The sequence below is a fragment of the Amycolatopsis sp. NPDC114478 genome, assembly GCF_055633805.1.
This window is the reverse complement of the sequence record NZ_JBVKDO010000033.1, coordinates 1-15,880: the sequence shown is the minus strand read 5'-3', so window position 1 is coordinate 15,880 and position 15,880 is coordinate 1. Positions and strand designations below refer to the sequence as shown.

Annotated in this window: 13 protein-coding genes and 1 pseudogene; 11 read left to right on the top strand and 3 right to left on the bottom strand. The window is 69.9% G+C overall.

Going from position 1 to position 15,880, the window contains the following annotated elements; all coding sequences use genetic code 11:
* The first annotated feature begins 6 nt into the window (after positions 1 to 6).
* The 3 genes and pseudogenes from ACZ7OH_RS47255 (at position 7) to ACZ7OH_RS47245 (ending at position 2,105) form a co-directional block, all read left to right on the top strand.
* Positions 7 to 819: pseudogene (locus tag ACZ7OH_RS47255) on the top strand (methylenetetrahydrofolate reductase).
* A gap of 194 nt (positions 820 to 1,013) precedes the next feature.
* Positions 1,014 to 1,490, top strand: coding sequence for a dihydropteroate synthase (locus tag ACZ7OH_RS47250; RefSeq protein WP_470286922.1), 477 nt, complete (start codon positions 1,014 to 1,016; stop codon positions 1,488 to 1,490).
* 189 nt (positions 1,491 to 1,679) lie between these two features.
* Entirely contained in the window at positions 1,680 to 2,105 is a 426-nt protein-coding gene (locus tag ACZ7OH_RS47245) for a hypothetical protein (protein WP_470286921.1), read from the top strand.
* An 11-nt stretch (positions 2,106 to 2,116) separates the two neighbouring features.
* Here ACZ7OH_RS47245 and ACZ7OH_RS47240 read toward each other — a convergent pair whose 3' ends face one another.
* A complete protein-coding gene (locus ACZ7OH_RS47240; protein ID WP_470286920.1) occupies positions 2,117 to 4,120 on the bottom strand; it encodes an APC family permease in 2,004 nt (667 codons plus the stop codon).
* A gap of 175 nt (positions 4,121 to 4,295) precedes the next feature.
* Here ACZ7OH_RS47240 and ACZ7OH_RS47235 point away from each other — a divergent pair, with 175 nt between their 5' ends.
* Positions 4,296 to 4,601 (top strand): winged helix-turn-helix transcriptional regulator, encoded by a 306-nt coding sequence (locus tag ACZ7OH_RS47235; protein ID WP_470286919.1) that lies wholly within the window; start codon positions 4,296 to 4,298, stop codon positions 4,599 to 4,601.
* On the opposite strand, the gene ACZ7OH_RS47230 is transcribed toward ACZ7OH_RS47235, so the two are convergent.
* Positions 4,586 to 4,825 (bottom strand): hypothetical protein, encoded by a 240-nt coding sequence (locus ACZ7OH_RS47230; RefSeq protein WP_470286918.1) that lies wholly within the window; start codon positions 4,823 to 4,825, stop codon positions 4,586 to 4,588. The genes ACZ7OH_RS47235 and ACZ7OH_RS47230 overlap by 16 nt on opposite strands.
* Positions 4,826 to 5,190: 365 nt before the next feature.
* On the opposite strand from ACZ7OH_RS47230, the gene kdpF reads away from it, so the two are divergent.
* The 7 genes from kdpF (at position 5,191) to ACZ7OH_RS47195 (ending at position 13,871) form a co-directional block, all read left to right on the top strand.
* Entirely contained in the window at positions 5,191 to 5,292 is a 102-nt protein-coding gene (gene kdpF, locus ACZ7OH_RS47225; protein ID WP_206794294.1) for a K(+)-transporting ATPase subunit F, read from the top strand.
* The gene (kdpA, locus tag ACZ7OH_RS47220) at positions 5,292 to 6,950 is read left to right on the top strand and encodes a potassium-transporting ATPase subunit KdpA (RefSeq protein ID WP_470286917.1); all 1,659 of its coding nucleotides are present in this window, start codon (positions 5,292 to 5,294) and stop codon (positions 6,948 to 6,950) included. Before kdpF ends, kdpA begins: the two co-directional genes overlap by 1 nt.
* The gene (kdpB, locus tag ACZ7OH_RS47215; protein ID WP_470286916.1) at positions 6,947 to 9,037 is read left to right on the top strand and encodes a potassium-transporting ATPase subunit KdpB; all 2,091 of its coding nucleotides are present in this window, start codon (positions 6,947 to 6,949) and stop codon (positions 9,035 to 9,037) included. Before kdpA ends, kdpB begins: the two co-directional genes overlap by 4 nt.
* A 2-nt stretch (positions 9,038 to 9,039) precedes the next feature.
* The gene (kdpC, locus tag ACZ7OH_RS47210) at positions 9,040 to 9,651 is read left to right on the top strand and encodes a K(+)-transporting ATPase subunit C (RefSeq protein ID WP_470286915.1); all 612 of its coding nucleotides are present in this window, start codon (positions 9,040 to 9,042) and stop codon (positions 9,649 to 9,651) included.
* 3 nt (positions 9,652 to 9,654) lie between these two features.
* A complete protein-coding gene (locus tag ACZ7OH_RS47205; protein ID WP_470286914.1) occupies positions 9,655 to 12,198 on the top strand; it encodes a sensor histidine kinase in 2,544 nt (847 codons plus the stop codon).
* Positions 12,195 to 12,890: a response regulator gene (locus ACZ7OH_RS47200; RefSeq protein WP_470286913.1), complete on the top strand. Its 696-nt coding sequence runs from the start codon at positions 12,195 to 12,197 to the stop codon at positions 12,888 to 12,890. Before ACZ7OH_RS47205 ends, ACZ7OH_RS47200 begins: the two co-directional genes overlap by 4 nt.
* Positions 12,891 to 13,316: 426 nt before the next feature.
* Positions 13,317 to 13,871, top strand: a complete 555-nt coding sequence (locus ACZ7OH_RS47195) for a PhoU domain-containing protein (RefSeq protein ID WP_470286912.1) — start codon at positions 13,317 to 13,319, stop codon at positions 13,869 to 13,871.
* A 17-nt stretch (positions 13,872 to 13,888) separates the two neighbouring features.
* On the opposite strand, the gene ACZ7OH_RS47190 is transcribed toward ACZ7OH_RS47195, so the two are convergent.
* Positions 13,889 to 15,676 (bottom strand): APC family permease, encoded by a 1,788-nt coding sequence (locus tag ACZ7OH_RS47190; RefSeq protein WP_470286911.1) that lies wholly within the window; start codon positions 15,674 to 15,676, stop codon positions 13,889 to 13,891.
* Positions 15,677 to 15,880 lie beyond the last annotated feature (204 nt).

The window sequence follows — 15,880 nt, the reverse complement described above, 5'->3', positions numbered from 1 at the left end:
GAGTTCATGCCGCCCCGGCCCACGACGACGCGGGCCGGATCTGGCAGAACGTCCGCAAGCTGGAGTCCCTGCACCCGGGTTTCGTGTCCGTCACCTACGGCGCTGGCGGGTCCACAAGGGACAACACCATCGCCGTCGCGGCGCGGATCGCCCGCGAGACCACGATGCTCCCGGTCGTTCACCTTACGGCGGTGGACCACGCGCCAGCTAAGATCGTTCGTCGGCGCTCTCGCCGATGCCGGGGTCGTCAACGTCCTGGCGTTGCGCGGCGATCCACCAGGCGACGTCGACGGTGATTGGGTCCGCCACCCGGAAGGGCTCGAGTACGCGAGCGAGCTGGTGACCTTGCTGCGCGAGCACGGCGACTTCTGCGTCGGCGTGGCCGCGTTTCCCTTCGGTCACCCGCGTTCGGTGTCGCCGATGGAGGACACCGCGCACTTCGTCGCGAAGTGCCGGGCGGGCGCGGACTACGCGATCACGCAGATGGTCTTCGACGCCGATGACTACCTCCGGCTGCGCGATCGCGTCACGGGGGCGGGCTGCGACACGCCGGTCATCCCCGCGTTGATGCCGGTGACGACGACGAAGACCATCGCCCGCTCGGAGCAGCTGTCCGGCGCGCCGTTCCCGTCGCACCTGGCGGAGCGGTTCGCCGCGGTCGCCGACGATCCCGCGGCGGTGCGGGCGTTGGGCATCGAGCAGGCGATCCTGCTGGCGCGGCGGCTGCTGGCCGAAGGCGTGCCGGGTCTGCACTTCATCACGTTCAATCTCGCCCGGGCCACCACGGAGGTTGTCGGGGAACTGCCGGTGTTCTTCTAGTGCCCCGAAGCCGCGCCGGATCCGGGTCGAGGTGACGAGCTGGTGGTGCTCACCGGCCGCGCCTACGAGAGCCCTGGCCGGCCAGCGTCGCCAGGTCGGCGCGCAGGCGGTCCGGATCCGTGCGCTGGCCAATCGTCCACATCAGACAGGACCCGATGAGCCTCATCCGATCGCCCTCGCCCGGTCACGCCCCTGTGGCCAGACCGGACGTGGGGCCGCTCAAGGTGATGGGCGTCCTCAACGCCACGCCTGATTCGTTCTGGCCGGGCAGCCGGTTCGCCGCGACCGAGCAGGCGATCGCCGCGGGGGAGGAGATGTTCGCGAGCGGCGCCTGGGCCGTGGATGTCGGCGGGGAATCGACCCGGCCGGGCGCCGATCCCGTGTCGGCGGAGGAAGAACTGGAGCGCGTGGGCCCGATCATCGCGGCGCCGGCGAAGCGACGCCGGGTGTCGGTCGACACCCGGCACGCCGACGTCGCCGAGGCGGCCGTGCAGCTGGGCGCGTCGATCGTCAACGACGTGTCCGGCGTCTTGCACGGGGCGGCCGCGCGGCTCGGCGCCGGTCTACGTCACCGCGCTGCGGGTCGGTGCGTTGGAGATCAAGCTCGGCCGGGGACGTACTCACCGAGGTGGTCGACACGCTCGAACCCGGAATCTCGGACCTTGACCTGAAAGTGGCGGACGACCTGCCCAACGTGAACACCGATCCCGATCTGCTCAGGAAGGTCCTGGCCGGTCTGATCACCCGGGCAGTGCATCGCAGCCCGGCGGTGACAACAACACATCAAGAACGGCTGCCGCCCCGTCCCGAACACGTAAACGGCATCGCCACCACGCCCGTGACCGGCTGGACTCGCCTGTATGCGCACAGCTCCGCCCGTCCCAGCGGGGTTCGGGATCCCGCTCGGAATGGCGCTCGGCGCGGCCGCCACAGCGCTGTCCGTTGCCGCAGGTGCCACGAGCGTGCCGATCATCTCGCTCGTCGCGATGGTGGCGGTAATTGACGTGACCGCCATGATCACGACCGTCCGGGCCACCTTGGTGACCGCGACCGTCTGCTGGGCGCTCCACGTCGGCTTCGTCCTCGACAGGCACGGCGAGCCGGCCTTCACGCCCCAAGCCGGTCATGCCGTGCTGGTGCTGGGGTTGTGCGCCCTCACCGCGCTGGGGTTCGCGTCCACTTTGCGCGCGGCCCGCCTCCAGTCACACGACCGCGAGCACGATCCCGCCCAGCTGGCCATTCCGCTGCCACGACTGGGCGACTCGGTACCACACACGAGCAGGTGAGCAGCGGCAGATCAGGATTGGCGCTGGGTGGTGACGCCGCGGCGAATGTCGCCGGGGAGGGGGCGGACGCGCTGGAGGTCGCGGCCGGCAGTGGAGCTCAGCTGCCAGGGGACGCTGGTCACCATGACCGCGGGCTCGAACAGCAGCCGGCCCTTGAGCCGCAGGGAGCTCTGGTTGTGGAGGACGTTCTCCCACCAGTGGCCGACGACGTATTCGGGAATGTAGATGCACACCACGTCACGGGGACTGTCCCGCCGGAGGTTCTTGATGTACTGGACGACCGGCCGGGTGATCTCGCGATAGGGGGATTCGATCACCTTCAGCGGGATCTTCATCGAGCGCCGTTCCCACTGCCGTTGCAGTTCGCGGGTGTCGGCGTCGTCGACGTTGACGGTGATGGCGCTGAGCGTGTCGGGGCGGGCGGCGCGGGCGAACGCGATCGCCCGCTGGCTCGGCTTGTGCAATGTGGAGACCAGGACGATCGCGTGGACGCGGCTGGGCAGCAATTCGCTCTCGTCGTCGGGCTGCAGCTCTTCGCGGACGTGCGTGTAGTGCCGGTGGATCGCGCGCATCAGCCCGTACAGCGCGGGGATGGCGATGACGACCAGGTACGCGCCGTGACTGAACTTGGTGATCAGCACGACCACGAGCACGATCGCGGTCAGGGCGGCGCCAAGGGCATTGATCAGGCGTGACCGGTGGATCGCGCGCCGTTCGCGGGGGTCGGTGGTGTCGGCGAGGACCCGGTTCCAGTGCCGGACCATCCCGGCCTGGCACAGGGTGAACGAAGTGAACACACCGAGGATGTAGAGCTGGATCAGCCGGGTGGTCGAACCGTCGAAGGCGAAGACCAGGATCCCGGCGACGAGCGAGAGCGCGACGATGCCGTTGGAGAACGCGAGCCGGTCGCCGCGGGTGTGCAGCTGCCGCGGCAGGTAGCGATCCTGAGCCAGGATCGAGGCCAGCAAGGGGAAGCCGTTGAACGCCGTGTTCGCCGCGAGGATCAGGATCAGCGCCGTGGCGGCCTGCAGCACGTAGAACAGCACGGCGTGATCACCGCCGAACACCGCCGCGCCGATCTGGCTGATCACCGTGCGCTGCGGGTCGTTGGCGCAGTCCCCGCGGAAGCCGACGAGGTCGCACGTGTTCTCCGCGATGTGCACCTTCGTGATCAGCGCCAGTGCGGTGATGCCGCCGAACATGACGACGGCGACCGTACCCATCGCAGTCATCGTGCGGGCCGCGTTCAGGGCCTTCGGCTTCCGGAAAGCGGGAACGCCGTTGGAGATCGCCTCGACGCCGGTGAGGGCGGTGCAGCCGGAGGAGAACGACCGCAGCAGCAGGAACACCAGCGCGAGGCCGGTCAGCCCGACCTGTTCGGGGTGGATGTCGTAGCCCGCGCTTTCGGCGACCGGGGCGTGCCCGGTCGCCACGCGGGTGAAGCCGACCACGATCATCAGCATGACGGTGGCGATGAACAGGTAGGTCGGGGCGGCGAAGGCCCGGCCGGACTCGCGGATGCCGCGCAGGTTCATCGCCATCAGGACCACGATGAACCCGATGTTGAGCAGGATCCGGTGGTCGTTGAGCTGCGGGACGGCGGAGATGATGTTGTCGACGCCGGAGGCGACCGACACCGCGACGGTCATGATGTAGTCGACCATCAGCGCGCCGGCCACGACGAGCCCGGCATGGGACCCGAGGTTGCGGGAGGCGACCTCGTAGGAGCCACCACCGCTGGGGTAGGCCCGCACGACCTGCCGGTAGGACACCACCACGACGGTGAGCAACACCGCGACCGCGAGCCCGACCCACGGCGCCAGCGTGAAGTAGGCGAGCCCGCCGATACTCAGGATCAGCAGGATCTCCTGAGTCGCGTACGCCACCGAGGAGAGCGGGTCACTGGCGAAGATGGGCAAGGCGAGCCACTTGGGCAGCAGGGTTTCGCCGAGCGTGTCGCTCCGGAACGGCCGTCCTAGTACCAGCCGTTTGAGCCATGACGTTGGTGCTGGCACACCCCGCAGCGTGCCCGCTGCCGATGCGAAGCGGCGTAGGGAAAACATCAAGATCCGGGCGCGCGCGTAGGGAAACCGTAAACGTCTGGTGGCGGCTCGTCAGGGGCGCGTCAACGACGCTGGTGCTCGGCGGCCGGCCGCCTACGGTTCCGGCACGTCTTCCAGGGGAGCTGCCATGGCCGAAGCCGGTCTCACCCGGGTGATCTGCTGCCCCGGTGCGGTGGAGCTGCTCGACGAACTCGCGTCCGGTGCTCGTTCCTTCACCGAACTGCGCCGGGCCCTTCCGCGACGCGTGGTCGAGCCCGCCCTGCGGGTCCTGGCGGCCGAAGGCGCGCTTCGGCGTTCATCGTCCGGCACCTGGGACAGCCGGCCGGGGCGTGAGGTGGGGTTCTCCCTCACCGCCACCGGCCTCGAGTTCCTCGACCGGTTGTCCGATTTGGACGTGTGGGTCGCGGTGTACGACGACTACCTCGACGGCTGACCGGTACCGGGGTCGAACAGGGCCTGGGCGGAATGGATGCACTCGAGGATGTCCCGGGCCAGCTGGGCCGCGGGGCGGGTGGTCACGGTGTCGGCCAGCTGGAGGTCGCGGACCTGGCCGTCGAGGGTCACCACCACGGCGATCGCGCCGTCGTGGCTGCTGTGGCTCACCTGGACGGTGTTCCGGCGGGGAACGGACGTGCGGAGCTCGGGGTCGGCTGCCAAGGAGAACTCCCGGGATGAGATCCGATCGGCGTGGGCGAAGACGTGATCGTCCAAGGGTGGCCCCGGATTCCCGCCGTGGCGAGCCGTTCATCCCGCCGAGGCCGAGTTGTGACCAAGTCCGAAATGGACACCGAGGGGGTGTCAAGAACGCGTCAACGCACCGTGAAGGCGCATCAAGACTCTGTCAGATGACATCCGGTCGGGAGTTCCGGCAGGCACGCTTCCCCAGGCCGGGTCACCATTCGGTCGACCTCGGCTTGTCGTGCGTGAGAAAGGAGCAGTGCCATGGCCGACCTGGCCTATGTGCTGCTGGCGATCGTCGTGTTCGCCGTGCTGGCGTTGACCCTGCGTGGATTGGAGCGGTTGTGAGCGGCACCGGCGTGTTCGCCAACGTCCTCGGCGGCGTCCTGGCGTTGGCCTTGATCGTCTACCTGTTCATCGCGTTGATCAAACCGGAGAAGTTCTGATGTCCTCGACGTGGGCCGGCCTGGGACAGGTCGCCCTCCTGCTGCTCGCCCTGGCGCTGGTGTACCGGCCGCTGGGCGACTACATGCACCGGGTGTTCACGAGCACGAAGCACTGGCGGCTGGAGAAGGCCGTCTACAAGATCGTGCGCGCCGACCCGGAGTCCGAACAGCATTGGAAGACCTACGCCTCCGGCGTGCTGGGCTTCTCCTTCGTCTCCGTGCTGTTCCTGTACCTGCTGCAGCGCATCCAGCCCTTGCTGCCGTTGAACTTCGGCCGCACCGTCGACCCCGGGGTCGCGTTCAACACGGCGATCAGCTTCGTGACCAACACGAACTGGCAGTCCTACATCCCCGAGGGCGTCATGGGCCACGTGGTCCAGATGGCCGGGCTGACCGTGCAGAACTTCGTCTCCGCGGGTGTCGGCTTGGCCGTGGCGATCGCGTTGACCCGCGCGTTCGTCCGGTCGAAGAGCGACCGGCTCGGCAACTTCTGGGTCGACCTGACCCGCGGCACGGTCCGCGTGCTGCTTCCGCTGTCCTTCGTGTTCGCGATCGTCCTGGTCGCGCTCGGCGTGGTGCAGAGCCTCAAGTCCGGCGTCTCGGTACTCAACCCGGACGGCTCGGCGAGCACCATCGCGCTGGCGCCGTCGGCGAGCCAGGAGTCGATCAAGGAACTGGGCACCAACGGCGGCGGCATCTTCAACGCCAACTCCGCGCACCCGTTCGAAAACCCGAACTCGTGGTCCAACCTGATCGAGATCTTCCTGCTGCTGGTCATCCCGGTCAGCCTGACCCGCACCTTCGGCAAGCTCGTCGGAAACACCAAGCAGGGCTACGTCCTGCTGTCCGTCATGGGCGCGCTGTGGGCCGGCATGCTCGCGGTGATCTGGTGGGGCGAGACCCACGCCAACGGCGCCGCCGCGCGCCTGGCCGGCGCGGCCATGGAAGGCAAAGAGACCCGGTTCGGGCTCGCGGGATCGGCGTTGTTCGCCGATTCGACCACGGGGACGTCGACCGGCGCGGTGAACGCGATGCACGACAGCTTCACCGGCCTCGGCGGGTTCGGGACGCTGCTGAACATGATGTTCGGCGAGCTGTCGCCCGGCGGCGTCGGCACCGGCCTCTACAGCATCCTGGTGATGGCGATCATCGCGATGTTCCTGGCCGGCCTGATGGTCGGGCGCACCCCGGAGTACCTGGGCAAGAAGCTCGGCAAGCGCGAGGTCACCTGCGCCTCGATCGCCATGCTCGCGATGCCGGCGGTCGTACTGATCGGGGCCGGTGCGGCGCTGCTGATCCCGGGCAACACCGACGCGATCAACAACCCGGGCGCGCACGGCTTCTCCGAGCTGCTCTACGCCTACACCTCGGCCAGCAACAACAACGGCAGCGCCTTCGCCGGCATCACCGTGACCAACGACTGGTACCAGTCGACGCTCGGCGTCTGCATGGCGCTCGGCCGGTTCATCCCGATCCTGGCCGTGCTCTGCCTGGCCGGTTCGCTGGCCGCGCAGAAGAAGACGCCGGAGACCGCCGGCACGCTGCCGACCACCAGCCCGCTGTTCGCCACCATGCTCGCCGGCACCGTCGTGCTGGTCGCGGCCCTGACCTTCATCCCCGCCCTGGCCCTCGGGCCGATTGCCGAGGCTCTCGCATGACCATGACCACCGATCGCACCCCCGAGGAAGTGACCCAGCACCACGTCGAGAACGCGGGCCGGGTCAGCGCGGGCGTGTTCAACCCCCGCCAGCTCTGGACGTCCCTGCCGGACGCCTTCCGCAAGCTCAGCCCGGTCCACCAGCTGCGCAACCCCGTCATGTTCGTGGTCTGGGTCGGGTCGGTGCTGGTCACCGTCTTCGCGATCACCGACCCCGGCGTGTTCAACATCGGTGTCGCGCTGTGGCTGTGGTTCACGGTCCTCTTCGCGAACCTCGCCGAGGCGGTGGCCGAAGGCCGCGGCAAGGCCCAGGCCGAGTCCCTGCGCAAGACCAAGAAGGAGACCGTCGCCCGGCGGCTCACCGAGGACGGTTCCGAGGAGCGCGTGCCGGGCGTCGACCTGCGGATCGGTGATCTGGTCGTCGTCGAAGCCGGCGAGGTGATCCCGGGCGACGGGGACGTCGTCGAGGGCATCGCGACCGTCGACGAGTCGGCCATCACCGGCGAGTCCGCCCCGGTGATCCGCGAGTCCGGCGGCGACCGGTCGGCGGTCACCGGCGGTACGACCGTGCTGAGCGACCGGATCGTCGTGAAGATCACGACCAAGCCCGGTGAGTCCTTTGTGGACCGGATGATCGCGTTGGTGGAAGGCGCGTCGCGGCAGAAGACGCCGAACGAGATCGCCCTGACCATCCTCCTGGCCGTGCTGACGATCATCTTCGTCCTCGCGGTCGTGGCGTTGCAGCCGATGGCCGGCTACTCCGGCGGGCTCGTATCGGTGATCGTGCTGACCGCGTTGCTGGTCTGCCTGATCCCGACGACCATCGGCGCCCTGCTGTCCGCGATCGGCATCGCGGGCATGGACCGGCTGGTGCAGCGCAACGTGCTGGCGACCTCCGGCCGCGCGGTCGAGGCCGCGGGCGACGTCTCGACGTTGCTGCTGGACAAGACCGGCACGATCACCTTCGGCAACCGGCAGGCCACCGAGCTGCTCCCGGTCGGCTCGTCCACGATCGACGACCTGGCCATCGCGGCCCGGCTGTCCAGCCTGGCCGACGGCACCCCCGAAGGCCGCAGCATCGTCGACCTGTGCGCGCGTGAGCACGTCTTGCCGACCGAGGCGAGTGACGCCGAGAAATCCGGCGAGTTCGTTCCCTTCACCGCTCAGACGCGGATGAGCGGCATCGACCTCAACGGGCGGATCGTGCGCAAGGGCGCGGCGAGTGCCGTGCGGGCCTGGGTCGAGGAGCACGGCGGCACGGTCCCGGCCGAGGTGCACACCGTCGTCGACGGGATCGGCGCCGAAGGCGGCACGCCGCTCGTCGTCGCCGAGCAGGTCGAGGGTGTCACCGTGGTGCGCGGCGTGATCCGGCTGTCGGACGTGGTCAAGCCCGGCATGAAGGAACGCTTCGCCGAGCTGCGCGCGATGGGCATCAAGACGGTGATGATCACCGGGGACAACCCGCTGACCGCGCGGGCGATCGCCGAAGAGTCCGGGGTGGACGACTTCCTCGCGGAAGCCAAGCCCGAGGACAAGATGGCGCTGATCAAGAAGGAGCAGGAGGGCGGCCGGCTGGTCGCGATGACCGGTGACGGCACGAACGACGCTCCCGCGCTGGCGCAGGCGGACGTCGGGGTGGCGATGAACACCGGGACCATGGCGGCCAAGGAGGCCGGCAACATGGTCGACCTCGACAGCGACCCGACGAAGCTGATCGAGATCGTTCAGATCGGCAAGCAGCTGCTCATCACCCGCGGCGCGCTGACGACGTTCTCCATCGCCAACGACCTGGCGAAGTACTTCGCGATCCTGCCCGCCATGTTCGCGGCGATCTACCCACAGCTCGACACGCTGAACATCATGCGGCTGCACTCGCCGGACTCGGCGATCCTGTCCGCGGTCATCTTCAACGCGCTCATCATCGTGGCGCTGATCCCGCTCGCCCTGCGCGGCGTGCGGTACAAGCCTTCCACCGCGAAAGCGTTGCTGCGCCGCAACCTGCTGGTCTACGGCCTCGGCGGCATCGTGACGCCGTTCGCCGGGATCTGGCTGATCGACCTGCTCGTCCGACTGATCCCGGGAATGTGACCATGAACGTGCTGTTCAAGCAGACCGTCGCCGGCCTGAAGATGCTGCTGGTGCTGACCGTGCTCCTCGGGGTGGTCTACCCGCTCGCCGTCTGGGCGGTGGCCCGCATCCCGGGACTCTCCGGCAACGCCGAAGGCTCGATCGTCACGCAGAACGGCCAGGCCGTCGGCTCGTCGCTGATCGGCGTCGACCCGGTCGCCAAGGACCCGGCGCACGACCCGTTCTTCCACAACCGGCCCTCGGCCGGTTCGAAGGACCCGCTCGGCCCCGGCGACCCGTCCACCTCGGGCGCCTCCAACAAGGGCACCGCCAACGAGGATCTGCTGGCCACCGTCAAGCAGCGGCAGGAGCTGATCGCCAAGCGCGAGGGCGTCGACGTCTCGCAGGTCCCGGCCGACGCCGTGTCCGCATCGGCGTCGGGGCTCGACCCGCAGATCAGCCCGGCCTACGCGGAGCTGCAGGTGCCGCGGGTCGCGCGGGAGAACGGCCTGAGCGAGGACGCGGTCCGCAAGATCGTCGCCGACAACACCACCGGGCGCGGGATCGGCGTGCTCGGCGATCCCGCGGTCAACGTGCTGCAGCTCAACCTCGCTGTCGCGGCGGCCAGGCACTGACCCGTGACGACAGCGGACGCGGGCAAACGCCGCCGCGGTGAGCTGCGGATCTACCTGGGGGCCGCCCCGGGCGTGGGGAAGACCTTCGCCATGCTCGGGGAGGCCCGCCGCCGCATGGACCGCGGCACCGACGTCGTCGTCGGCCTGGTCGAGACCCACGGCCGCCGCAAGACCGCCGAGCTCCTGGACGGTCTCGAAACCGTGCCGCGGCGCACCGTGACCTACCGCGGGCACAGCTTCGAGGAGATGGACGTCGACGCGATCCTCGCCCGGGCCCCGGAGGTCGCGGTGGTGGACGAGCTGGCGCACACGAACGTGGCCGGGTCGCGCAACGAGAAGCGCTGGCAGGACATCGAGGAACTCCTCGAGGCCGGGATCGACGTGCTGTCGACGGTGAACGTGCAGCACATGGAGAGCCTCAACGACGTCGTCGAGCGGATCACCGGCATCGCCCAGCAGGAGACTGTGCCGGACGAGGTGGTCCGCCGCGCCGAGCAGCTCGAGCTGGTCGACATCACCCCGGAGGCGCTGCGGCGGCGGCTTGCGCACGGCAACGTCTACCCGGCCACCCGGATCGACGCGGCGCTGGGCAACTACTTCCGGCCCGGCAACCTCACCGCCCTGCGGGAGATCGCGCTGCTCTGGGTGGCCGACCAGGTCGACGTCGCCCTGCAGCGCTACCGCTCCGAACGCGACATCACCGACACCTGGGAAGCCCGGGAGCGGGTGGTGGTCGCGATCAGCGGCGGCCGGGAGAGCGAGACGCTGATCCGGCGGGCCCGGCGCATCGCCAAGCGGGCCGGGGCCGAGCTGATGGTGCTGCAGATCCTGCGCGGCGACGGCCTGGCCGGCGTCTCTCCGCAGGCGCTCGCGGAGTACCGCAAACTGGCCGAGGACGTCGGCGCCACGTTCCACACCGTCGTCGGCGACGACGTGCCGACCGCCTTGCTCGACTTCGCCCGCGGGGTGAACGCGACGCAGGTCGTGGTGGGCACGTCCCGGCGCTCCCGGGTGGCGCGGCTGTTCGACGAGGGCATCGGTGCCACCGTGGTGCAGGAGTCCGGGCCGATCGACGTGCACATGGTCACCCACGACGAGTCGGGCGGCCGGCTGCGCGCGAAGCTGTTCCCGCGCAGCTCCCTGGCCCGGCGGCGGCAGCTCCTGGGCTGGGCGCTCGCGCTGCTGCTGCCCGCGGTGGCGACGCTGATCGGCGTGGTGCTGCGCCAGACGCTCATCCTCTCCACCAACGTCATCGACTACTTCCTCGCGACGATCGTGGTCGCCCTGGTCGGCGGGCTGGGTCCGGCGCTGTTCGCCTCGATCGCCAGCGCGCTGCTGCTCAACTTCTTCTTCACCCCGCCGCTGTACACGCTGACCGTAGACGCCCAGCAGAACGTGATCACGCTGATCGCGATGGTCGTCGTCGCGGTGGCGTTCGCGCTTGTCGTCGACCGGGCATCGCGCCGGGCCGATGCTGCGGCGCGGGCTCAGACGGAGGCGGCGCTGCTGGCTTCCTATGCCCGGACGGTCCTCGGGCACGACGAGCCGTTGCAGCGGCTGCTGGAGAAGGTCCGGGAAAATTTCGGGCTCGAGTCCGTTTCTCTGCTGGAGAAGCGGGACGACGAGTGGGTCCGGGCGGCCTGTACGGGCGAGCGGCCGTGCGACGAACCGGACGAGGCCGACGTCGACGTCCCGGTCACCGACGACGTCCACCTGGCGCTGCGCGGCCGGACCCTGCCCGCGCACGACCAGCGCGTGCTCGAGGCCGCGGCCGGTCAGGCACTGCTGGCCCTGCGGCAGCAGCGGATGGCGGTCCAGACCCAGGAAGCACAGCGCCGGGCGGAGACGACGGAGCTGCGCACGGCCCTGCTGTCGGCCCTCGGGCACGACCTGCGCACCCCGCTCACCTCGATCAAGGCCGTCTTCGGCGGCCTGCGCGCCCACGACGTGAGTCTGTCCGAAGAGGACGCCGAGGAGCTGCTGGCCGCGGGGGAGGAGTCCACCGACCGGCTCTCCGGGCTCATCGACAACCTCCTCGACTCGTCCCGGCTGGCGACCGGCGCGGTGCAGCCGGTGCTGCGCCCGGTCGGCTACGACGAGGTCGTTGCCACCGCTCTGTCCGCATTGGACGCCCGAGAGCCGATCGACCTGGACGTCGACGCGCGTCTGCCCGCGGTGCAGGCCGACGCGGGCCTGCTGGAGCGCGCGATCGCCAACGTCATCGACAACGCCCTGCGCCACGGCGCGACCGGCCGCGTGCCCTCGGCCATCGCGATCCGGGCCAGCGCCTACGCCGGCCGGGTCGAGCTGCGCGTGGTCGACCACGGCCGCGGGCTGCCGAAGGGGGCCGCCGACTCGGCGTTCGCGCCGTTCCAGCGGCTCGGGGACCGCAACACCACCACCGGCGTCGGGCTCGGCCTGTCCGTCGCGAAGGGGTTCGTCGAAGCGATGGGCGGGACGATCCGCGCCGAAGACACCCCTGGCGGCGGGCTGACGATCGTTCTCTCGTTACCCGCCGCCACCCGGGAAAGCGAGGTCGTGCGATGACGTCCGTGCTCGTGGTCGACGACGAAGCGGCTCTGGTGCGGGCGTTGCGGATCAACCTCACCGCCCGCGGCTACTCCGTGGTCACCGCGGCCGACGGTGCCTCCGCGCTGCTGGCCGCGGCGACCGAGCACCCGGACCTGGTGCTGCTCGACCTCGGGCTGCCCGACATCGACGGCATCGAGGTGATCCGCGAGCTGCGCACCTGGAGCGCGATGCCGATCATCGTGCTTTCGGCCCGCGACCGGGCCGCCGACAAGATCAAGGCGCTCGACACGGGAGCGGACACCTACGTCACGAAGCCGTTCGGCATGGAGGAGCTGCTGGCGTGCCTGCGCGTCGCGGAACGCCGGCTGGCCCTCGGAGCGCCGCCCGAGCCGGCTCCCGTCGTCGAGACCGCCGCGTTCACCGTCGATGTCGGGGCCAAGATCGTCCGCCGGGACGACCGGGTGGTGCACCTGACCCGTACCGAGTGGGCGATCCTCGAACAGCTCGTCCGCAACCCCGACTCGCTGATCAGCGCCACGCACCTGCTGACCACCGTCTGGGGCCCGGACTACGCCGACCGTGGGCACTACCTGCGGGTCTACATGGCCCAGTTGCGCCGTAAGCTCGAACCCGAGCCATCCCAGCCGCGTTATCTGATCACCGAGACCGGTATCGGGTACCGTTTCGCCCCGGAGGAGTCGCCGTGACCGATCCCGCGGAAGCCATCGAGCCGGCCGACGAGGGCAGCCGGACCGCGGCCGAGGTGCCGGCAAGGCTCGAAGACGAATAGCCGGAGCTGTCGCCGCAAACGGCGGCCTGGTTCCGCTCGTGGCGAGCCGCACGCACGTCGCCCCGGCTTGGGTGAGCTTCGCACCACCGTTCCGCCGTGCGCAGCACGAGCGCCAGCACGACGAAACCGGCTATCAACATCAGCGTGTAGGCGAGGTCGCTCATCGGAACCCTTCGGCTCGGGGACCGGCGTCACCGAACGATGCCGCCGGACGAACCCGAGCGCAGACTGCATCAGTGTTTCCTTCACGCCGCGCGGATGGACGTTGACGCCGTGTTGATCCGGTGTCGAGTTTTCGTCAATCCACTGGACTTCACCTGTCGGCTTTGGACAGTGTGGACTCATGCGCAACCCTTTCGACGTGGCGGATCTGGTCCGGCTCACCCGGCTGACCGCGGCCGCCATGGAGCGGGCGACCGTCGCCGTGGAGGAAGCCGATGTCGCGCTGGCCGACGACGTCGTGGCGGATTCGGTGCGGCTCGACCGCTCGCGTGACGAGCTGGCCCGGCAGGCGAACACGGTGCTTGCGATGCGCGCGCCGGCCGTCCGGGCGCTTGCCACGATTCACGCACTGACCGAGCTGGAGCGGATGAGCGGGCTCGTCCTGCAGGTCGCCCGGACCGTGCAGCGCGCCTACCCGCATCCCGTGGTGCCGCGGGAGTCGACGCCGGACTTCGTGGAGCTGGGGCGGATCGCGGTGTGGCTCGCGGAACTGGCCGCGGGCGACGGGCGCGTCCGCTCGCTGATCAGCGTCGAGGACGACCTCGCCGACCTGCACCGGATCCTCGCCCGGCTGCCGGAGCACGGTGTGAGCCGTCGCTACGAGCGGTTCGCCGGCCACGCGGTCCGGCTGGGCCGCCTCATGGAATCCGCGGCCCCGCGCAGCCACGCGGCCTGAGCCGGCCACCCCTCGGGTCAGCCGGGCACCCGGAACCGCATCCGGCAGACGACTGCCTCGGAGCGGCGCCGCAGGGCTCGTGCGAGGACGGCGCCTCGGCGGTTCTGCAGGATCCGCTGCCACGGGTGCTCGGGCTCGACCTCGGCGATGAGCACGAAGACGTGGCAGCCGGCGTGCTTGCGCAGGTGCTCGACGAGTGGTTCGCCGAGCCGTCGGCGTTCGTCGTGCAGCTGAACGAGGGTGACGCCGGGATGCCAGCGTTCCCAGGCGTCGATGAACCCGGCTCGGTCCTCGTCGGGGTCGACGACGTGGACGGCTTCGACGTGGTCGCCGAGTGACAGCGCGGCGGCGAGGGCCTCGCGCGTCAGCCGGGACACGGTGTGCACCGGGACGACGACCAGGGAGCGGTCCGGCCGGGGTGGCGCCGGGGTGCGGCCGAGTTCGAGGCGGTCGCCGATGCGCCGGTAGTTGCGGTGCACCCATTCCATGGCCAGCACGATCAGCGGCAGCGCGACGACGATCAGCCAGCCGCCTTCGCCGAACTTGGTCGCGGTGACGACGACCGCGGCGATCCCGGTGAGCAGCGCGCCGAAGCCGTTGAGGGCCGCTTTGCCGTGCCAGCCGCGGGGCCGGTCACGCCGCCAGTGCTGCACCATGCCGATCTGCGACAGGGTGAAGCCGACGAACACCCCGATCGCGAACAACGGAACGAGGGTGTTCATGTCGCCGTCCGAGACGATCAGCAGCAGCGCCGAGGTGACCGCGAGGAAACCGACGCCGTAGCGGTAAACCTGGCGTTCGGCGCGCAACGCGAACACGTGCGGCAGGTTGTTGTGCTTGGCCAGCAGCTGAGCCAGCACGGGCAGCCCGCCGAAGGAGGTGTTGGCGGCCAGCGCGAGCAGGACGACCGTGGAGAACTGCACGACGTAGAACCCGAACCCGTTACCGAGCGAGGCCGCGGTGACCTGGGAGAGCACGGTGACGCCGTCCACGGGGTGGATCGAGAACTTCTCGATCAGCACGGCGAGACCGAGCAGCATCACCGCGAGCAGCCCGCCCAGGGCGACTTCGGCGCGCTGCGCGCGACGCACCCGCGGCTTGCGGAACGAGGGGACGGCGTTGGCGATGGCCTCGACCCCGGTGAGGGCGGCGCAGCCGTTCGCGAACGCTTTCAGCAGCAACAGGATTCCGACGGTCTGCAGGTTCGTGCCGTGTTCCGACACGGCGACGGCGGCGACCGGCCCGGTGCGGAACAGGCCCACCACGACGACGGTCAGGATCGCGCCGACGAAGACCGCCGTGGGCACGATGAAAGCCCGTGCGCTTTCGGCGATTCCGCGCAGGTTCACCGCCGTGATCAGCGCGAGCACACCGAGGCACAGCCACGGCGTGTAGGGCAGGAGCTCGGGAAAGGCTGACGTCAGTGCCGCGACCCCGGCGGCGACGGACACGGCGACGTTGAGGACGTAGTCGACGATGAGCGAGGCGGCCGCGACCAGGGAGGCGCGCCGGCCGAGGTGCGCGCGGCTCACGCCGTACGCGCCGCCGCCGTCCGGGAACGCGGCGATCACCTGCCGGTAGGACAGCGTCAGGACGCCCAGCAGCAGCGCGATCGCCAGGGTGACCGGCAGGGTGAAGCCCAGCCCGGTGCCGCCGGCGACGGCCAGCACGATCACGATGGCCTCGGGTCCGTAAGCCACCGACGCCATCGCGTCGAGCGACAGGGCGGCCAGGCCGCCGACGACGGAGAGCCGGTGCCGCTCAGTGGTGTCGGACGATTCCGGGCGCGAGAGGGTTGCGGTCACCCGGCCAGCGTGTGGCCGGGTGGGTTCCTCCTTACGCCCGTTGATGATTTCTTGATGGATACCGCGTCGGTCCCGACGAAACGTCAACGCCGTTCGTGCCCAGTTCACCCCTAAGGGATGTCTCGTAACCCGGTGTCGGAGCGGCCGGGCCGGTAGTTGATCATGTTGGTGTGGTGCAGGTGATCACAGCGTCGCGGCCGGAGT

Bases quoted from the DNA above. Each gene is read 5' to 3' on its own strand.
- ACZ7OH_RS47200 (WP_470286913.1), top strand. From the start codon at position 12,195: ATGACGTCCGTGCTCGTGGTCGACGACGAAGCGGCTCTGGTGCGGGCG.
- kdpB (WP_470286916.1), top strand. From the start codon at position 6,947: ATGACCATGACCACCGATCGCACCCCCGAGGAAGTGACCCAGCACCAC.
- ACZ7OH_RS47245 (WP_470286921.1), top strand. From the start codon at position 1,680: ATGCGCACAGCTCCGCCCGTCCCAGCGGGGTTCGGGATCCCGCTCGGA.
- ACZ7OH_RS47195 (WP_470286912.1), top strand. From the start codon at position 13,317: ATGCGCAACCCTTTCGACGTGGCGGATCTGGTCCGGCTCACCCGGCTG.
- kdpC (WP_470286915.1), top strand. From the start codon at position 9,040: ATGAACGTGCTGTTCAAGCAGACCGTCGCCGGCCTGAAGATGCTGCTG.
- ACZ7OH_RS47235 (WP_470286919.1), top strand. From the start codon at position 4,296: ATGGCCGAAGCCGGTCTCACCCGGGTGATCTGCTGCCCCGGTGCGGTG.
- kdpA (WP_470286917.1), top strand. From the start codon at position 5,292: ATGTCCTCGACGTGGGCCGGCCTGGGACAGGTCGCCCTCCTGCTGCTC.